Origin of the sequence: Bacteroides sp. MSK.20.12 (genome assembly GCF_019052435.1) — a bacterium.
GTDB lineage: Bacteria > Bacteroidota > Bacteroidia > Bacteroidales > Bacteroidaceae > Bacteroides > Bacteroides xylanisolvens.
Window position 1 is genome coordinate 158,508 of sequence record NZ_JAHQVH010000005.1, and the last position, 20,370, is coordinate 178,877.

A 20,370-nucleotide genomic window follows, 5' to 3' on the forward strand; every position below is an offset into this window, starting at 1 on the left:
ACAACAACAAAGAATGAAAGCCTTATTTCTTATGTTCCACGGCTTTGATAAAGCGAATGGAATAAGTAAAAAAATACATTATCAGGTAAAAGCCCTCAAAGAGTGCGGATTGGACGTGCGTACCTGTTACTATCAAACCACTCCCAACGGTGAGCGCCGATGGATAATAGACGACGAAGTCATTGCCGATTTCGGAACCGGATTCACTGCAAAGATATGGAAACGTGTCTACTACTCCCCCATCACTGAATATGTACGCCGCGAGAAAATAGAATTTATATATATGCGTTCCTTTCACAACGCAAGCCCGTTCACCCTGCAACTAGTCAGAAAATTGAAACGGATGGGAGCGAAAGTGGTAATGGAAATACCTACCTATCCTTACGATCAGGAATATGTGGCATGGTCGATGAAATTCAATCTCGCCATCGACCGCTGTTTCCGCCACCGGCTAGCCAAAGAGCTGGACGGTATCGTCACCTTCTCCAACGCCGAACATATTTTTGGAGGAAAAACGATACGGATCTCCAACGGAATAGACTTCGAAGCAATCCCTATCAAACGAACGATGAACGACACCTCACGCGAACTTCATCTGATTGGAGTGGCCGAAGTGCACTACTGGCACGGATTCGACCGGTTGATACACGGACTAGCCGAATACTACCGTACAAATCCGGAATACAAAGTTTATTTCCACATCGTAGGTCCCCTGTCCGGCATACGCGAACAGGAAGAAATACTGCCTGCCATCCGCGACAACCATCTGGAACCGTACGTCATCCTGCACGGCCCCCTACACAGTGACAAACTGGACGAACAATTTGAAAAAGCAGATTTTGCCATAGGCAGCCTGGGACGTCACCGGAGCGGAATCACCTACATCAAAACACTAAAAAACCGTGAATATGCCGCACGAGGGCTTTCGTTCACCTACTCGGAAACGGACGAAGATTTCGACCGGATGCCTTATGTATGGAAAGTGCCACCGGATGAATCGCCCATCGACATTTGCGGACTGATAAACTTCCAACGCTCTCAACAAATGTCTCCACCGGAGATACGCGAAACGGTCAGAGCACTGTCATGGACAGCACAAATGAGAAAAGTCATTCATGAAACCGAAATCTGATTTCACATAGATATATCTGAAAAAACAAACAATATCTGATGGATAAAAAGATAAAAATAGCCTACTGTATCCCCTCTCTCTATTACCCCAGCGGTATGGAGCGGGTTCTCACACTAAAGGCGAACTATTTTACGGAGCACTTCGGCTACGAGATACATATCATCCTTACCGACGGAAAAGACAAGGAGCCATATTATAAACTGCACCCATCAATCACCATACACCAACTCGACATCAACTACGACGCATTATACGGACGCCCGTTATTCGCACGGATTCTTGAATACAGCACCAAGCAACGGCTATTCAAGAAAAGGCTGAACGAATGTCTATGTAAAATCCGTCCGGACATCACAATCTCCCTTCTCCGCCGCGACATCAACTTCATCAACCAAATGAAAGACGGCAGTGTCAAGTTGGGAGAGATACATTTTAACAAATCCAACTATCGGGATTTCAACAACAACCGTCTACCGGGATTCCTCAAAAAATTAGGTAAGAAATACTGGCGGCACCAACTCATCCGCCAATTGAAACAACTGCGGAATTTCATTGTGCTTAGCCACGAAGATGCCGCTGAATGGACGGAACTCGATAATGTAAAAGTAATCTATAATCCGCTTCCTTTCTTCCCCGAACGTCAGTCCGACGGATTACGGAAACAAGTAATCGCAGTAGGCAGATATGTGCCGCAGAAAGGATTTGACCGACTTATCCCCGCATGGAGCATCGTCAGCAAGAAACATCCGGACTGGGTATTACGAATCTACGGTGATGGCATGAGAGAGCAACTCCAGCGGCAGATTGACGAACTCGGAATCACCTCCAACTGTATCCTGGAACATAACGTGCAGAATATTGTTGAGAAATATTGTGAAAGTTCCATCTTTGTTCTGTCCTCACGTTTCGAAGGATTCGGCATGGTGATCATCGAAGCAATGGCGTGTGGAGTACCACCCGTATCGTTCACGTGTCCCTGCGGCCCGAAAGACATCATCACCGATGGCAAAGACGGTCTGCTTGTGGAAAATGGAGATATAGAAGGACTGGCAGACAAAATCTGCTACCTGATAGAACATGAAGACGTCCGCCGGAAGATGGGAATACAAGCCCGCACCGACGTAGAGCGTTTTAAAATTGAACATATTGCCCGAGAATGGAAAAAATTATTTGAAACAAATTTAAGTATTAAGTATTAAGTATCAAGTATTAAGCGTGGCTGCTAGTACATTTATCCCACATGGCTAATACTTGATACTTAATACTTAATTTAATCCTTTATAAAGATGATTTGGTATAGTAAGTATTTACAAGTTTATGAAAAACCGTTTGCAGAAGCACCCGCATCTGCCATTGAAGAAGTGCGGCAGAATATTGCAAAGCTGCAAAGTGATGAACCGCTTGTCACCGTTTCAATTATCGGCTACAACGAAGAGAAACATCTGCTTGCCTGCCTGTGGTCTTTGAGCGAGATGGAATGCAAATATCCTGTAGAAATTATCGGGGTAGACAACGAATCGAAAGACAGCACGGCGGAGATATTCCGGCAATGCGGTGTACCTTATTATACAGAAACCCAACATAGTTGCGGATTCGCCCGCCTTTGCGGACTGAACCATGCCCGAGGTAAATATCATATCAATATTGACTCCGACACTATGTACCCTCCGAAATACGTAGAAATGATGGTAAACACCCTCGAACGCCCGGGCATTGTGGCCGTCTGCTCTTTATGGAGCTACATTCCGGATGAGAAACACTCGCGATGGGGACTGAAAATCTACGAAGCTGCCCGCGATTTGCACTTGTGGATGCAATCATTCAAACGTCCCGAACTTAGTGTGCGTGGATTGGTTCTTGCCTATCGCACAGAGTATGCACGGAAAACCGGCATACGCACCGATATCATCCGAGGTGAAGACGGTTATCTTGCTCTGCAACTCAAGCAATTCGGCAAAATAGCCTTTATCCGCAACCGCAAAGCACGCGCCGTAACAGGATATGGAACGGTGGGAGCTGACGGAAGCCTGTTCAACAGCTTTAAAGTGCGCGTTGCCAAAGGTCTGAAAGGACTGGGGGGAATATTTACTAAAAAGAAAGAATATAAAGACGAAGACAGCAATCTGATAAAGAACAAATAAACAAGTATGGGAAAACGAATAGAATATATTGACTTCATCAAAGGTATCTGCATTTTTATTGTAGTCTGGGGACATTCTATCCAAAATATGGGAGACGGCAACGACTTCTGGACCAATCCGGTACATGAATTTATCTGTTCTTTCCACATGCCCATATTCATGTTGGTCAGCGGTTTCTTTTTCAGTAAATCCATCGGAAAGCCACTCATACCGAATGTAACCCGAAGATTCAAACAGTTAATAATTCCTTGTTTCGGCTGGTCATTAGTGTTGGTCGCAATCAACATCGGATATATGCTCTATGAAGGAATGATCCCGTCTCCAACCGGAACGTTGAAATCTCTTTTTATAGAGACATTCACCCGTTTCTGGTTCTTACGCTCCGTTTTCATCTGTTTCACACTTGCCATCGTCAGCATGAAAATATTCAAAAAAGATACAGCCGCTTTCGTCATCTCGCTTCTGTGTTTCCTCGCATTGCCGGACAACGGACGTCTGCACCTCGACAAGTTTATGTATCCATTCTTTTGGATGGGGTATTTTATGCACAAATATATCGATGTAATCATGAAACACCGGGGAAAACTACTGGTCGCTTCACTCCTCGTTTTCGCTGTACTCCTCCCTTTCTATCAGAAAGAAGATTATATCTACATCACCGGAATGAGTATGTACGATTATCTGGGAGGAAAGTTCGTTTGTTATCCGCCATGGGAAAAATTGCCGATCATCTGTTATCGCTATTTGATCGGTTTCGCAGGAAGCCTGTTTATCTTCTTGCTACTGCAACGTATCTATCGTCCGCATTTCCGTGCAATCGAAAAAGTGGGCACATATACACTTGGCATCTATACCATACATATCTTGATTGAAGGCAACGTATTGAGTCGGTTCAACCTGTTGGACACCGGGTTCTTCATGTTCAACTTTATTATAACGCCAGCTATCTCCATTCTATTGATTCTTCTCTGCGTGGGAATAATCAGACTGTTGGAAATGACACGCTTCAGCAGCTTATTGTTTTTAGGAAAAACAAAAACAGTCATCATGCTATTAGCAATCTGCCTTATTAACGTATCCTGTATCAAAAAAATCAATTTATATCAAGGAGACAAAGACGATGAAAAAGAAGATAATTCAGGAAACAACAATTCTCCCCAAAGGAAAGACATCATCGTAGACACAGACTTCTTCTACCCTTTCGGGGATGAAAGCCAAAACTATACTGCGGAAATTACAATCAACACCCGCAACACTTTGCCCGAAGAAAATACCATAAAAACGGTTATTCCCGCACTAAAATACAATAAGTCGTGGCTCCTAATGCTTACCCAAGACGACTGCAAACAAGCCGCCTTCTCATGGACGTGGGCTGCCATCAATGGCAAACCTTTGACTAGCGGTTATTATTATCAACTCGGCCACCTGCAATATGATGACCTTCCACCCGATATTTATTATCTTGGTGAAACATTGGGAAGTACGGACGGAGCCGGAAACGAAGTCAGGTTCTCATTTACCACCACCCTCTCACCGGAATGGGAATGGATGGACGCCAAAACACAAATCTACAAAGGACAGACGCAAGAATATTATCGCTTCTTCATGAAATCAGGGCTGACATGGGGAGATGTCAAAGAGATGCTGAACTATGGAACAGGCATCTCCATACATGATGTGAATATAGATAATGAAGAAATCACTGTCGATAACCTACTTAAACATTACGACATTGCCTTGAATATCATCAAAGAGAAATTGTCTGGCAGAGGATGTAAAATGCTGGCTAAACCAAGCGGAATTGCTGAATATATCACCGCTGGACAAGTCCATTCTTCTATACAGACCATGACTTCCAACGACGGTGAAACACTATGTCCGGCAAAAACGGAAAACGATTTAAAAAAGGTGGTACTAAACAGAGGGTTCTATTCCATTGAGGATCTGAAAAAAGAAATCGACAAACAGCTACAATTATCACCGGAAGAACGAATGGCTATCAATGTCGGTGTTCATGGCACAGATGCTTCTTGGGCGGATCTGTTGCTCTGGATTAACAATAACTATGGAAAAAAGGGAGCGGACAACGTGTGGATACCCAACCAGGAAGAATATTATGAATACAATTTCTATCGTACACACGGCACAGCAGCAGTGACAAAGATAGATGAACATAAACTGAAACTGACCGTTCATCTGCCCAGTGAGGAAGACTTTTATTATCCTTCTCTCACAGTCAACCTATCTGGTATAAAGAAAGAAGATATTACCTCCCTTGAGGCCGGAAGCAGTGTTACAGGACTGTCTTATAGTAACTATGAAAATGGGATTATGCTCAATATCGATTGCAGGAAGTATCTGACAGAACATGCCGAAAACTTCGTGAAACGGTATGAAGCAAATACAGCAGATGCTTCTGTTAAAGCGGATGCCCTCTATTTTGTAAATATGCTAAAAGACTCGGATAAAAAGGAGGAATTAAAAAAGCGAATCAAGTGAACGGTTTATAAAAATCAGACACAGAAAAAGTAATAAATATATATTAACCATGAACGAAACCATTACCCTCTGCCTTGAAATTATTTTCTGGCTTGCCCTATTCATTGTGTTCTACACCTATCTGGGCTACGGAATTGTGCTTTACGTTCTCGTCAAGTTGAAAGAACTTTTCGTGAAACCTGTGAAGCGTTCGTTGCCGGCATCGGACGCTGGTTTGCCGGAAGTGACTCTCTTCATTACAGCATTCAACGAAGAAGATGTTGTAGACGAAAAGATGGAGAACAGTCTTGAACTGGACTACCCTGCGGACAAACTGCATATCGTATGGGTGACAGACGGAAGCGACGACAGTACAAACGAACGACTGCAAACCCGTTGGCAGGGAAAAGCGACCGTACACTTCCAACCCCTACGACAGGGTAAGACAGCCGCAATGACACGTGGAATGACGCTGGTGGACACTCCGCTCGTCGTCTTTACGGATGCCAACACCATGGTAAACCGGGAGGCAATACGGGAAATCGTACTTGCTTTCCAAGACCCGAAAGTGGGCTGCGTGGCCGGCGAAAAACGGATCGCCGTACAGACCAAAGACGGAGCCGCTGCCGGTGGGGAAGGTATTTACTGGAAATACGAATCAACACTGAAAGCACTTGACGCCCGCCTCTACTCTGCTGTAGGAGCAGCAGGCGAACTATTTGCCGTGCGTCGTGAACTATTCGAAGCAATGGAACCGGATACGTTGCTCGATGATTTTATTCTTTCGCTCCGGATCACCATGAAAGGTTATACCATTGCTTATTGCACCAATGCTTACGCCATCGAAAGCGGTTCGGCAGATATGCGCGAAGAAGAAAAGCGGAAAGTGCGCATCGCTGCCGGAGGATTGCAGTCCATCTGGCGACTTCGTCCGTTACTGAATCCTTTCCGCTACGGGATACTTAGCTTTCAATATACATCTCACCGGGTATTGCGATGGTCTATTACTCCGTTCCTGTTGTTTGCTCTCTTCCCGCTGAATATTGCAATTCTGCTGTTGGGCGGTTCCGCGATATTCTACGGAGTGCTGCTTGCCATGCAGGTTCTTTTTTACGGATTGGGATATTGGGGATATTATCTATCCACCAAACAGATAAAAAACAAGTTGCTTTTTATCCCCTACTATTTCTTATTTATGAATGTCAATGTGCTGAAAGGCATCCGTTATCTGAAAAAGAAAAAAGGAAGCGGAGCCTGGGAAAAGGCGAAACGCGCTGAAAAGTAAAACAAATGCTATTATCTTTTGTTATCCTTACTATAAGACATTAGTCTCTATCATCTAATAAAAAACAGACATGAACAGAATATTACATGATGCGAATAACGCACAAAGAATATTGAAACTGACGGCAGATACAATGCTATTGGTTGACAGGCACGGAGTCTGCGTAGACATTGAGCCTCATTGTGATCTATGGTTTCTGCAAGAGGATATACTTTTAGGAAAAAATATATTTGAGCTTTTACCAGAATATACGAGAGAGAGGGTGATGCCCATCTTCCAGATTGTACTCGAAGAACAAAGAAGCATCAGCAAGAACTTCAAGTTGGTGCTGAAAGGCGAAACTTTTTACTTCAAATGCCTCATGTTCCCTTATGACGGTATGGTGCTTTGCCAATATCGCGACATCACGCAAAGAAGCAACGTAAAAAGACAGTTGGAACAGGCAAATCTCACCCTGCGGGCTATCCAAAAGGTAGCCCAGATAGGACAATGGACGTACAATACGAAACAGAATATTTTTCATTATCTTGGATATACCGGTGTTTTGTGCGAGGAAAATGTGCAAAACCTTGCCATTGAGAAATATGTGGAACTGATTGTAGAAGAAGACCGTCAGAGTTTTATGGAATGGTGTCGGGTGAACGAAAAAGAACTCAACATGGAAAGCATCAGCTACCGTGTCCGCCTGAACGGAGAAATCTTCTATATGCGTATCCAGACTTATCTGCGTGAACAGCGCTCCGACGGTAGTTTCAACATCGAAGGCTATATCCAGAACATCACAGACATACAGCATCGTAGAAATGACATCAATACACTGACTCATGCCATCAACAACGCCAAAGAAAGTATCTTTGCCGCCAAGCCCGATGGCACGATTATCTTTGCCAACCGTCGTTTCCTGTACAATCATGGTATTTCAGAAAACGAAGACATCAGTCAATTAAAGATTTACAATGTCGCCGCAGATATGCCTACACAAGAGGCTTGGAACGAACGTTGCAAAGATGTCATACACGGTGGCAGCAGTAACTTTGTGGCCCATCACCCATCTAAAATCAATAAAGGAATATTGGCTTATGAAGGTACGATGTACAACGTGACCAATGATTCCGGAGAAGAAAGTTACTGGTCGTTTGCCCATGATATTTCCGAGAGGATTCGGTACGAAGCCCAAATCAAACGGCTCAACCAAATCATGGATACAACCATCAACAATCTCCCTGCCGGGATTGTAGTGAAGGAAATCAACAACGACTTCCGATACATTTACCGGAATCGGGAGGCCTACAACCGCGATCTTTATAAGAACGACCCTGTCGGCAAGAATGACTTCGATTTCTACCCGCCTATCGTAGCCGAAAAGAAGAGACAAGAAGATATCCAGGTGGCTACCACCGGAAAAGGTCTGCACTGGACTGCTGAAGGAAAGGACAGAAACGGAAACATGATTATCCTCGACAAACGGAAAATCCGGGTGGACGGTGACGAATTATCTTCGCCTATCATCGTCAGCATCGAATGGGACATCACGGAGCTGGAAATAATAAAACGGGAACTTCAATCGTCGAAAGAGAAAGCGGAAATGTCTGATAGCCTGAAGTCGGCCTTCCTCGCCAATATGAGTCATGAAATACGTACGCCGCTGAATGCTATCGTAGGTTTCTCGCATCTCATTGCCGAAAGCGATGATGCGGAAGAACGGAAGACGTATTATAACATCGTAAACGCGAACAACGAACGTCTCCTGCAACTTATCAACGAGATTCTCGACCTCTCGAAGATTGAATCGGGAACCATCGAGTTTTCCTTCGGACCGGCTAGTCTCCATAATCTCTGCCGGGAAGTGCACGATGCTCATATATTCCGTACTCCGCAAGGAGTAAGCCTTGTCTATGAATCCTCGGACGAAAGTCTGATGATTGAAACGGACAAGAACCGGGTATTCCAGGTGATTTCAAATCTGATTGGAAATGCTGTCAAGTTTACGAAGGAAGGAAGTATCAGTTATGGTTACAAACTGGTGGACAATCAGATTGTATTCCACGTAACGGATACCGGAACAGGAATTGAACCGGAGAAAGTGGGACGTGTGTTCGAGCGTTTTGCAAAACTGAACAATCATGCGCAGGGCACAGGGTTGGGGTTATCTATCTGTAAGTCTATTGTTGAACGGCTCGGTGGAAAGATTTCCGTCAACTCCGAATTTGGCAAGGGGACGACGTTTACATTTACTTTACCATACACGATTGCAAATCCTGCAAATGTGGATTCTTCAAAGAAAGAGAATGGTGAAGGGAACATTGCTGGAATAGCATCTGCCGGAAAAACTGCAGATTCGAGTGTTGACAGTTCTGCAAATACACGGCATGCCTGTATTTTGGTTGCCGAAGATACAGACAGCAACTTCGACTTATTGGAGGCTATTTTAGGTAAAGATCACCGGCTTATACGTGCGCATGACGGAATGGAAGCTGTCACGATGTTCGATGAGGTGAAACCGGATCTTATCTTGATGGATATCAAGATGCCGAATCTGGACGGACTGGAAGCTACAAAAATCATCCGTGAACTGTCTGCCACTGTTCCTATTATTGCTCAAAGTGCCTTTGCATACGAACAGGACCGGAAAGCGGCTGAAGAAGCGGGATGCAATGATTTTATAGCTAAACCAATAGCGGATGATAAGTTGAAAGCAATGATTCATAAATGGTTGCTTCCTTCGTAGAGAGCTTAATCCCTCATGATATAACCAGCAAATAATTTAGATTAAATGAAAGCCTTTTACAGACTGTTTTATTACATATCCATCGTGCTGACCAGTATTTTGGCAGGAGTTACCATTGCGGGTGCTTTCGTAGGCAATGCCACACCGGATAGTTTCAAATTTATGCCTTTCATCGGTTTGATACTACCGATACTTTTATTGGCTAATCTTGCTTCTGCTATCTACTGGACGATTCGTTGGCGGTGCTGGGTTTTCATCCCTCTGATTGCTATATTCAGCAATTGGGGGTATATGAGCTGTGTATTACAATCGCCTTTTTTCAGTCCGGCTTCGTCACCGATGGTTAAAATGAATGTATATACTCCGGGAGTGTTGACGGTTGCTACTTACAACGTCGATGCCTTTAACCACGAACATACCGGCTACTCATGCAAGGAGATTGCTTCTTACATGAGAAATCTGCAAGCAGATATTCTCTGTTTTCAAGAATTTGGTATTAACGATGAGTTTGGCATCGATAGTATATCCGCAGCTCTTTCTAATTGGCCGTATCACTATATTCCTTCTTCGCCCGAAGGGAAGAATCTGTTGCAACTGGCTGTTTTCAGCCGTTATCCTATCAAGGAGGAGCATCTTATCATCTATCCTGATTCGAAAAATTGCAGTCTTGCATGTGATATTGAAATCAATGGTCGCACTATCCGCCTGTTCAACAATCATCTCCAAACAACGGAAGTAAGCCAGAACAAGCGCAAACTGGAAAAGGGACTTCGTACGGATGATTCCCAAAGAGTGGAACATGCTGCCCTGGGACTTATCGACGGCTTACATGAGAATTTCCGGAAACGGGCCGTACAAGCTGATCTTCTCAAGCAACTGATAGCCGCCTCCCCCTATCCTACTCTAGTCTGCGGTGACTTTAACTCTCTGCCGTCTTCGTATGTTTATCATACTATAAAAGGTGATAAGTTGCAGGATGGTTTTCAGAGGAGCGGGCATGGGTATATGTATACTTTCAAGTACTTCAAGCATTTGTTGAGAATCGACTACATTCTCCATTCACCGGAACTGAATAGCACGGATTACTTCTCGCCGGATCTTAATTATAGCGATCATAATCCGGTGGTGATGAGGGTAAAGTTGTAAACTACATATAAAAAATAATCATATTATAATATAAGTAGTAAATCGCTTATTATGGTCCTTACAATCATTATTTAACCTAAACATGGGATTACTTCTATTTTTATTTATCTCTCTATATTCATAATGACCAATTTGTAAATCCCAATTATATACAATTCCATTTTTATACACAAAAAAGCCGGATAACTCAAAGTCGTCCGGCTTTCTAATATTATAAGATTAATTCTCGATTAGTTAAAAATGTAACGTACACTAAATTGTACCGAATAAGTAGATCTAAAACTTTGATATGTCCGATATGTATCGGTCAACACATTGTTTCCATTCTTATTCATTGTGAACTCTCCATTCTTATAATTAAGCAAAGAAGTATTATTTACTTGTTTATATACCCCCCAATCATTATTAAGCAAGTTAGGAAGATTCTTTATATCCACACCTACTTGTAGAATATTCTTCTTTCCATTAACATTCAAGAAGAAGTCCTGATTCAATTTAAAATCAATCTGATGATGCCACGGCATTTTAGCTCCACCTCTCTCTGTATATTTACCCTTGCGACTTTTCAAATAACTATCTTGGTTAATGTAATTCCAAAAATCATCTTTTTGATCTTTAGCTGCATAAGTAACATTACCTGATTTATCTTTTGAATCTACAAAGTTCCAGCTGTCTAATTCTTCACGTGTTGCAGGAACATACAACAGATTGTTTGCTCCATAATCACCAACCACATTTCCACCAAAAGTATATGAATAACGACTGTATGAATAACTACCAGCAAAACCCATTTGCATACCTTCATACAATAGTGATACACTTGTTGCAAAATGTTTTCCGTATTCTTTGCGATATCCGATTGTCGCTAATACTCTATCTGGTGCTACATAAGTACCATATCCCAATTCATGTTCATTAATACCATTAACAGAATAAGTATTAGTCTTATAAGCAGACGTTACCTGATCACCAATACCATCACTGTAAGACCGTGCCTTTGAGTGAGTATAAGCAAATGATACATCAAGACCAAAATCAAAATTCTTACGTAATTGTGCAGAAATAGAATAATAGTATGCACCCTTTTTCCAATTCTCTAACAAATATACATTTTGATATTTATTTCTCCAAGTTGCATCACTATACATTGTATATGTATTACGTACATCTCCCGGAGCTAGAGTTACTGTCGTTTCAGATGGTTTGTAACCTGTATTGGAAACAACTACAGGATTATAATCGCGACTATAAATACCCTCAACTGTAAAATCAATATCACCAGGCAATTTCATATCAAATGCTAAAGATGTTTTCCAAGTGGATGGCATCTTCAAATTTGTATCAATAATAGTTGGAGATTGTGGAGCAACAACTTCATTCGGAGTAAATTTCCCATCATAAAGATCTTTCAAAATATCATTTACATTTGTATGGAAATCGGGTTGTTTGCCTGTGTTAGCATCCACCTTATTATAAAAATATTGCGTTTGCCCAACATTTGAGTTTCCGACAGCAGATACTAACCATACGAACGGCAAACGTCCCACGAATAATCCTGTACCACCACGAAGCACATATTTACGTTCGCCTGTCAAATCCCAGTTAAAACCAACACGAGGCGATACAGAAAGCTTAGCATCAGGTAACTGATCAGTAGAATAACGAGTTCCTCCAAAATCCAATTTTGCAAAGTCTTCATTATAGTTATTCTTCAATGAGGGATAAATTGGTAATTCAAAGCGAAGTCCACCTGTAACCTTAAGATTTTCAGACAATGCTATTTCATCCTGCAAATATAGAGAGAATTGTTGAAATTTCATTTCTGCATAAAACTGTGATAAATCCGCAGCATTAGAGTGAGTTATACCAAAAGCAGCAGGTTTCTTACCATTTACAAAATCATCCCATGAGCTATAAACATAGTAACCTCCACCAGCTTGCATATAGCCATTTGTAGCCTTAGTATGTTCATACTGGAAACCAGCCATAAACTTATTTATCCCAACATTCCAATTAAACTCATCCGTTACTGTATATACTGAAGTTTTACGTAAATTACCTTGTGTAAATACATCCATACCAAAACCTGCATATGATGCACCATCTTTTAATATATCAACGGTCGGGAATGGATTACCATCATATTCACGCGGCTCATTCTGATAAGAATATGCAAAACGTAACATATTATTCATAGCTCCATTAGCGAAACGAGAGTTCCATTCACCAGCTACAGATGTAAAATCACGCACTTGATAATAGTTTGAGTTCTCAAAACTCATAGAATATTTAGTACTACGTCCAGAGTCCTTTCCTTTTGGAATACCCAATCCTGTATCACCTGGATAAATATCATCAGCACTCAAAGGACTAGTAGAGCTTGATGGGAAATTTGAATCTTTTGTATGAGTCTTTGTAAAACGGAGACTTAACTTATTATTCAGATTTGCATTCCAATCCAAACGAGCCATAATACGATATGCCGGAGTATTTACAGAATAGTTATTATAACGTCCTGGATCATAGTTATATTTCTCTTTCAAATATTGTCTCATATCATTCAAGCCAACCCAAGTCTCATTTCCGTCAACAATTGTATTTTCAACAGGACGACGTACATTTCCCGTATATTCTTGATCTAAAGATGTACGTGGTTGATAACTTGAACCAGCTGTTACATTGTCCTCATATTCTCCATTCACAAAAAAGAACAACTTATCTTTAATTATAGGACCACCAAAACTTGCACCATAAGTATAATACTGTGATTTAGAACGAGTCAGTTTATAATCCTCAACCTTATCACCACGCAGGTTCTCATTATTAAAATAACCATAAACCGTTCCACGGAATTGATTATCTCCCGAACGAGTTACCGCATTAATTGCACCTCCTGTAAAACCACTCTGGCGCACATCAAATGGAGTTACAGCAACTGTAACTTGTTCCAAAGCATCCAAAGAAATTGGAGATCCGTTAGCTGGAAGATTACCTCCCAACCCGAATGTATTATTAAAAGCAGCACCATCAACTGTTACAAATGACTGACGATAGTTACCACCACCTACTGCAAAACCGTTACCAACATCAGCACCTTGCGGAGAAAGACGCATAATATCGCTAATGCTACGAGAAATAGTTGGAGTGTTACTAATCATATCACGATTAGCATTCATAATAGCACCAGCTCTATCAGACTTCATATTACTCTCTTTAGAAGCAGTCACTACTACTTCGTCCAACAGTTCAGAACTCTCTTTTAAAGAAACATTTAAAACATAATTCTCTCCCAACAACAGATTAATTCCCTTGTAAATTGCTGTTTGATAACCAACATAAGAAATTTCTACTTTGTAAGGGCCGCCGGTACGCATACCTTGCAGATTAAATTGACCGCTAACGTTAGTCACAGTACCATAACGAGTACCTGATGGTTCATGAACCGCAACGATTGTTGCTCCAATGATTGGTTCATCCTGTGCGGTCACTTTACCACTCATCGTGGCTGTAGTAACCTGCGCGCTCATCGTGACGGTAATAAATAACATTACTAGCACTAAAAAAGATCGCATTCTCTTTAACATAAATGTAGTTGATTAGTTAATATAAATTGTTTGCTTTTAAAAACTGTGCACAAATATAATTAATAATATTTAGAACTACATTACGATTATACTACAATTTTTTAAGAGAGATAAACGTTTTCCCTTGTTATAAAACGATAAAGGCTCTACAATATTTGCAGAGCCTTTTATTTTGAAACAGAAAGCATTATAAATGCTTCAATCTATTACTTTATACTAGTCAGTCATTAACTTTCTATAACGAACGCGTTTTGGTTCTTCATTTCCCAAACGTTTCATTTTGTTTTCTTCATATTCTGAATATGAACCTTCGAAGTAGAATACATTGGAGTCTCCTTCAAAAGCAAGGATATGTGTACAGATACGGTCGAGGAACCAACGGTCGTGCGAGATAACTACTGCACAGCCGGCGAAATCTTCCAAACCTTCTTCCAAAGCACGCAGAGTGTTTACGTCGATATCATTGGTAGGCTCATCGAGCAACAGTACATTACCTTCTTCTTTCAAAGCCATCGCCAAGTGTAAACGGTTTCTTTCACCACCGGACAATACACCGCAGAGTTTTTCCTGATCGCCTCCGGAGAAATTGAAACGGGAAAGGTATGCACGCGCATTCACGTCACGTCCACCCATGCGGATCAACTCATTACCACCGGAAATTACCTGATATACGCTCTTATTCGGATCAATATCTCTGTGTTGCTGGTCTACATACGCCACCTTTACAGTCTCTCCTACTTCAAATTCTCCTTTATCCACTGTTTCCAATCCCATAATCAGGCGGAACAATGTCGTCTTTCCCGCACCATTAGGACCAATCACACCGACAATACCATTAGGAGGAAGCATAAAGTTCAAATCGTCAAACAACAATTTATCACCGTATGCTTTAGCCACATGTTTGGCTTCAATGACCTTATTACCCAGACGGGGACCATTCGGAATAAAGATTTCAAGTTTCTCTTCTTTCTCCTTCACGTCCTCATTCAGCAATTTGTCATAAGAGTTAAGACGTGCCTTACCTTTCGCCTGACGGGCTTTCGGAGCCATGCGTACCCATTCCAACTCACGTTCCAGTGTTTTACGACGTTTGCTGGCGGTCTTTTCTTCCATTTCCATACGTTTGGTCTTCTGTTCCAACCAGGAAGAGTAGTTACCTTTCCAGGGGATACCTTCACCACGATCCAGTTCAAGAATCCATCCGGCAACGTGATCGAGGAAGTAACGGTCGTGCGTCACAGCAATAACCGTACCTTCATATTGTTGTAGATGTTGTTCCAACCAGTCGATAGACTCTGCATCCAAGTGGTTGGTAGGTTCGTCCAGCAAAAGCACATCCGGTTTCTGCAGCAACAAACGGCAAAGAGCTACCCGGCGACGTTCACCTCCGGAGAGATTTTCTACCGGCTGATCTTCAGGCGGACAACGGAGAGCATCCATCGCACGCTCCAACTTGCTATCCAGATTCCATGCATCAGTTGCATCAATGATATCTTGCAATTCACCCTGGCGAGCAAAAAGAGCATCCATCTTATCCTGATCCTCATAATACTCCGGCAAACCGAATTTCTGATTGATTTCTTCGTATTCTGTCAGTGCGTCAACAATGGGTTGCACACCTTCCATCACTACTTCTTTTACTGTCTTTGTGTTGTCTAAATAAGGTTCCTGTGCCAAATACCCCACGGAATATCCCGGAGAAAACACGACTTCTCCCTGAAAGGATTTCTCCAAACCGGCGATGATCTTCAATAACGTTGATTTACCAGAACCGTTCAAACCGATAATACCGATTTTCGCTCCATAGAAAAACGACAGGTAAATGTCTTTCAGCACATTCTTATTAGGAGTGAATGCTTTGCTCACTCCTACCATTGAGAAGATAATTTTTTTATCGTCAGCAGCCATAATGTATGATTATATATTGTTGATAATGGCACAAAGATAAGAAAAATGTTTGAATTCTTTTGGAGTTATAAAAAAATGTTCTACCTTTGCACCCGCATTCGAAAGAAAGCACTGAAGGATTGATTCGCTAGCTCAGCAGGTAGAGCACAACACTTTTAATGTTGGGGTCCTGGGTTCGAGCCCCAGGCGGATCACTCAAACAAAAAGCAAAACAATGAAAACCGCTGATAATCAATCATTATCAGCGGTTTTTCTTTTTATCCATACCGCAAATTGAAGCAGAATACCGCATCTTACTGGAGGTGAAATAGGTGGACTTAATTTCCACATAAAAACAAGTCCACCTGATTGGATTATATTTCACTGATTCTCTGCGTTTTGCATAAAACAAACTCTTTTCAAAACATGTATTTTTACACCATCAAAAAAAGAAGAGTATGGCAATGCAAAGAAACTATTTTACGGTATTGTTTTTCCTGAAGAAATCAAAGCTGCTAAAAAATGGAGAAGCACCAATCTGTATGCGTATCACAATAAACGGAAAACGTGCAGAGGTACAAATCAAGCGAAGTATAGATGTTACAAAATGGAATACGCAAAAAGAATGCGCGATTGGCAGGGAAAAGAAGTATCAAGAAATAAACCACTATCTTGATACGATAAGAACTAAAATCCTTCAAATTCACCGTGAACTTGAGCAGGACGGTAAACCTATTACAGCAGATATTATAAAAAATATCTATTATGGAGAACACTCTACTCCCAAAATGCTGCTTGAAGTATTCCAGGAACACAATTCGGAATATCGGGAATTAATGAATAAGGAATATGCCGAAGGTACTGTACTTCGATACGAACGTACAGCAAGATATTTGAAGGAGTTTATCAGTGAACAGTATAAACTGGCTGATATTCCATTAAAATCAATCAACTATGAATTTATAACCAAATTCGAACATTTCATTAAAATACAGAAAAACTGTGCGCAAAATGCAACAGTGAAATATCTGAAGAATTTAAAGAAAATCATCAAAACTGCATTGATAAAGAAGTGGATAACTGATGATCCGTTTGCAGAAATACACTTCAAACAGACCAAGTGTAACCGTGAATTCTTAAACGAAATGGAACTTCGCAAAATCATCAATAAAGATTTTGATATTCAACGATTACAAACCGTAAGGGACATATTCATCTTCTGTTGCTTTACCGGTTTGGCTTTCACAGACGTAAAGAATCTGAAAAAGGAACACCTTGTACAGGCTGATAATGGTGAATGGTGGATAAGAAAAGCAAGGGAAAAGACCGATAATATGTGCGACATTCCATTGTTGGATATACCAAGACTTATTTTAGAGAAATATCAATCAAATCCAATCTGCAATGAAAAAGGATTATTACTTCCTGTTCCCAGCAACCAACGAATGAACAGTTATTTGAAAGAAATAGCTGATGTATGTGGTATTCAGAAGAATCTTTCCACACATATTGCAAGACATACATTTGCATCACTGGCTATTGCAAATAAGGTTTCCTTGGAATCCATTGCCAAAATGTTAGGACATACGGACATTCGTACAACTCGTATTTATGCCAAAATAATGAATTCTACCATTGCCAATGAAATGAAAGTACTGCAAAACAAGTTCGCAATATAATTTTCAACCATTATTTCATTTCTTACAGCAAATATCGCCCTTTGCCACTGACTGTGCAAGGCGGCCCTGTCGGGCTGGTTGGCTGGAAAAAAATCATCCTCGCTTCGCTCCGGTATTTTTTTCCGCCAAGCCTTGCACCGGTCATTGGCAAAGAACAGCCGGGCCAGTAAGAAATTGAAATACTGGCTCCACGGAGCCGGTCATGTCTAATTTAAATAAAAGAATATGACTGAAGAAGTTGGAAAGAAGGTATGTGAAGGTACAGTAGCAGACCTCATGAAGGACAAGACCGGAAAACAGACGGTTATCACGTTGACAAGAAAGAATGCTTACCGAGTGAAGAAAATCAGAGAACAAGGGACGGATGACGAAGCCGTCCTTTTTCATTTCCGTAAACGCTGTACGGGAATGGGCTCCTACGTACACACCATCGAAACGGCAGACGGGGAAACAGAACTGCATCCAAATGAATTTGAAAAATGGGAAGCTGTGGAATTCCTGTATCCCGGCTATCTGGAAGACCTGCTTGATGCTGCATACAACGCATACAGATGGAGTTCCTTCGAACCTGAAGCAAGGGCGGAAACAGACATCATGCAATATGAAAAACAACTTGTAGAGGATCTGAAACTGATTCCGGAAGAAAAGCAGAACGAGTATGTCAGTGCATACCATAGCAAGTTCTCTGCCTTGCTGGGCAGTCTCTCACGATGTGCCAGTCCGATGGTGACAGGGCCTGCCAAATTCAACTGTCAGCGCAACAACAAGGCCTTGGACGCATACCAGAACAGATTTGATGAATTTCATGACTGGCGTAACCGCTTCAAGGCTGCCATGGAAAGGATGAAAGAGGCTGCCAAACCGGAAGAACAGAAGCAGGAAGAGGCATGGAACCGTCTGAAGCGTGACATTGCAAGCAGCGCACAGACCATTCATGATATTGATACCGGTAAAGCAAGAGGATACAGCCGTGCCTTGTTTGTCAGCAGTATCCTTAATAAGGTAAGCACCTATGCAGGAAAAGGAGAAGTGGAAATCGTACAGAAAGCGGTGGACTTCATTACAGACTTCAATGCGCAATGCAAAAAACCGGTTATCACTCCGCGGAACCGTTTCTTCCAACTGCCGGAAATGGCACGCCAGGCCAGACTGAAACTTCAAGAAATCAGAGAACGGGAAAACCGTGAACTGAAATTTGAAGGCGGAACGCTGGTATGGAACTATGAGGCAGACCGCCTGCAAATCCTGTTTGACAGTATTCCGGATGACCAGAGGCGCAAGGAGCTGAAATCATACGGTTTCAAATGGTCGCCGAGATACCAGGCATGGCAACGGCAACTTACACAGAATGCCGTATATGCAGTCAAAAGAGTGTTGAACCTTCAAAACCTATAAGACATGAAAGACCGATTGAAATATGTAATCGATTCCCGATACTTCGACGGAACATGCCTGACAAGTATGAGTGACGGATTCCATAATGACTATGGTGAGGAAACAATCGAAGAACTGCGCATACGGGAAAACAATCCCTATCTGAAAGCAGTGACACCTTCTGATATAGACAAGAAGCTGCGGTTATACAATCAGTCCCTGTCCGAACCGTTCAAGGAAATCACTGAAGAAGACTACTATGACCTGCTGGATGTACTGCCACCCTTGCGCATGAGACAAAACTCGTTCTTTGTGGGAGAACCGTATTACGGAAATATGTACTCTTTCTGCTTTACCCGTCAAGGAAGATATTTCAAGGGCCTACGCTCCGTACTTACTCCGCAATCCGAACTGGACAGTCAGATAGACCGTCACATGGAAATCATCAACCGGAAAGCCGTGATCTCAAAAGAGGAAACAAGCAAAACGATCAGCGGAACCAGACTCATTCCCTATTATTTTTCACTGGACGGAAAACAGCCCGTATTCATCTGCAACCTTGTCATCCAATCAGATTCCAGACAAGCAAGGACGGACATGGCGAATACCCTGAAAAACCTTCGCCGGAACCATTATCAGTTCTATAAAGGAAAAGGACATTACGAAACTCCGGACGAACTGATAGACCATGTATCCAGAAATAAGCTCACCCTTGTTTCCGACAAACATTTCTTTCAATATCCTCCCGACAGGGAATCCGTAACTTTCATCGGACACATCAAGGAGACATCAGAGGAATTTCTTTTCCGGATCTATGACCGTGAATATTTCCTGTATCTCCTAAAAAGATTGAGGACCGTGAAAAAGGAGTCCGCACAGGATATAACAAATATCAAATTATAACATTCGGGGGAATGCGGTAAAATGACTGCCGTA

General features: G+C 41.9%; 12 protein-coding genes and 1 tRNA gene. 11 read left to right on the plus strand and 2 right to left on the minus strand.

From position 1 onward, the window contains the following. Positions 1-13: 13 nt before the first annotated feature. The 7 genes from KTR06_RS04685 to KTR06_RS04715 all read left to right on the plus strand — a co-directional run bounded on the left by KTR06_RS04685 (position 14) and on the right by KTR06_RS04715 (position 10,910). On the plus strand, positions 14-1,132 hold the full coding sequence (locus tag KTR06_RS04685) for a glycosyltransferase (RefSeq protein WP_004311600.1): 1,119 nt from the start codon (positions 14-16) through the stop codon (positions 1,130-1,132). 38 nt (positions 1,133-1,170) lie between these two features. Continuing rightward, the gene (locus KTR06_RS04690; RefSeq protein WP_004311599.1) at positions 1,171-2,331 is read left to right on the plus strand and encodes a glycosyltransferase family 4 protein; all 1,161 of its coding nucleotides are present in this window, start codon (positions 1,171-1,173) and stop codon (positions 2,329-2,331) included. Between the two features lie 87 nt (positions 2,332-2,418). Next, positions 2,419-3,273 carry a glycosyltransferase family A protein gene (locus KTR06_RS04695; RefSeq protein ID WP_004311598.1) on the plus strand — a complete coding sequence of 285 codons (855 nt, stop codon included), beginning with the start codon at positions 2,419-2,421 and terminating at the stop codon, positions 3,271-3,273. Positions 3,274-3,279: 6 nt separating this feature from the next. Continuing rightward, on the plus strand, positions 3,280-5,772 hold the full coding sequence (locus KTR06_RS24685; protein ID WP_004311597.1) for an acyltransferase family protein: 2,493 nt from the start codon (positions 3,280-3,282) through the stop codon (positions 5,770-5,772). Between the two features lie 49 nt (positions 5,773-5,821). Next, positions 5,822-7,036, plus strand: a complete 1,215-nt coding sequence (locus tag KTR06_RS04705; RefSeq protein WP_004311596.1) for a glycosyltransferase family 2 protein — start codon at positions 5,822-5,824, stop codon at positions 7,034-7,036. Positions 7,037-7,106: 70 nt separating this feature from the next. After that, positions 7,107-9,764 carry an ATP-binding protein gene (locus KTR06_RS04710; RefSeq protein WP_217290011.1) on the plus strand — a complete coding sequence of 886 codons (2,658 nt, stop codon included), beginning with the start codon at positions 7,107-7,109 and terminating at the stop codon, positions 9,762-9,764. Positions 9,765-9,809: 45 nt separating this feature from the next. Beyond that, positions 9,810-10,910 (plus strand): endonuclease/exonuclease/phosphatase family protein, encoded by a 1,101-nt coding sequence (locus tag KTR06_RS04715; protein ID WP_217290012.1) that lies wholly within the window; start codon positions 9,810-9,812, stop codon positions 10,908-10,910. 230 nt (positions 10,911-11,140) lie between these two features. On the opposite strand, the gene KTR06_RS04720 is transcribed toward KTR06_RS04715, so the two are convergent. Then, positions 11,141-14,494, minus strand: coding sequence for a TonB-dependent receptor domain-containing protein (locus tag KTR06_RS04720; protein ID WP_217290013.1), 3,354 nt, complete (start codon positions 14,492-14,494; stop codon positions 11,141-11,143). A 216-nt stretch (positions 14,495-14,710) separates the two neighbouring features. After that, positions 14,711-16,402: an energy-dependent translational throttle protein EttA gene (gene ettA, locus KTR06_RS04725; RefSeq protein WP_004311592.1), complete on the minus strand. Its 1,692-nt coding sequence runs from the start codon at positions 16,400-16,402 to the stop codon at positions 14,711-14,713. A 121-nt stretch (positions 16,403-16,523) separates the two neighbouring features. Between ettA and KTR06_RS04730 the strand changes: the two genes are divergently transcribed. From KTR06_RS04730 to KTR06_RS04745, 4 genes are all read left to right on the plus strand, one after another. Next, positions 16,524-16,596: transfer RNA gene (locus tag KTR06_RS04730), tRNA-Lys, on the plus strand. Positions 16,597-16,839: 243 nt separating this feature from the next. After that, positions 16,840-18,060 carry a site-specific integrase gene (locus tag KTR06_RS04735; RefSeq protein WP_004326283.1) on the plus strand — a complete coding sequence of 407 codons (1,221 nt, stop codon included), beginning with the start codon at positions 16,840-16,842 and terminating at the stop codon, positions 18,058-18,060. A 225-nt stretch (positions 18,061-18,285) separates the two neighbouring features. Further along, positions 18,286-19,455, plus strand: a complete 1,170-nt coding sequence (locus tag KTR06_RS04740; RefSeq protein ID WP_004326284.1) for a hypothetical protein — start codon at positions 18,286-18,288, stop codon at positions 19,453-19,455. A 3-nt stretch (positions 19,456-19,458) separates the two neighbouring features. Continuing rightward, a complete protein-coding gene (locus tag KTR06_RS04745; RefSeq protein ID WP_004326285.1) occupies positions 19,459-20,337 on the plus strand; it encodes a hypothetical protein in 879 nt (292 codons plus the stop codon). The last annotated feature ends 33 nt before the right edge of the window (positions 20,338-20,370 follow it).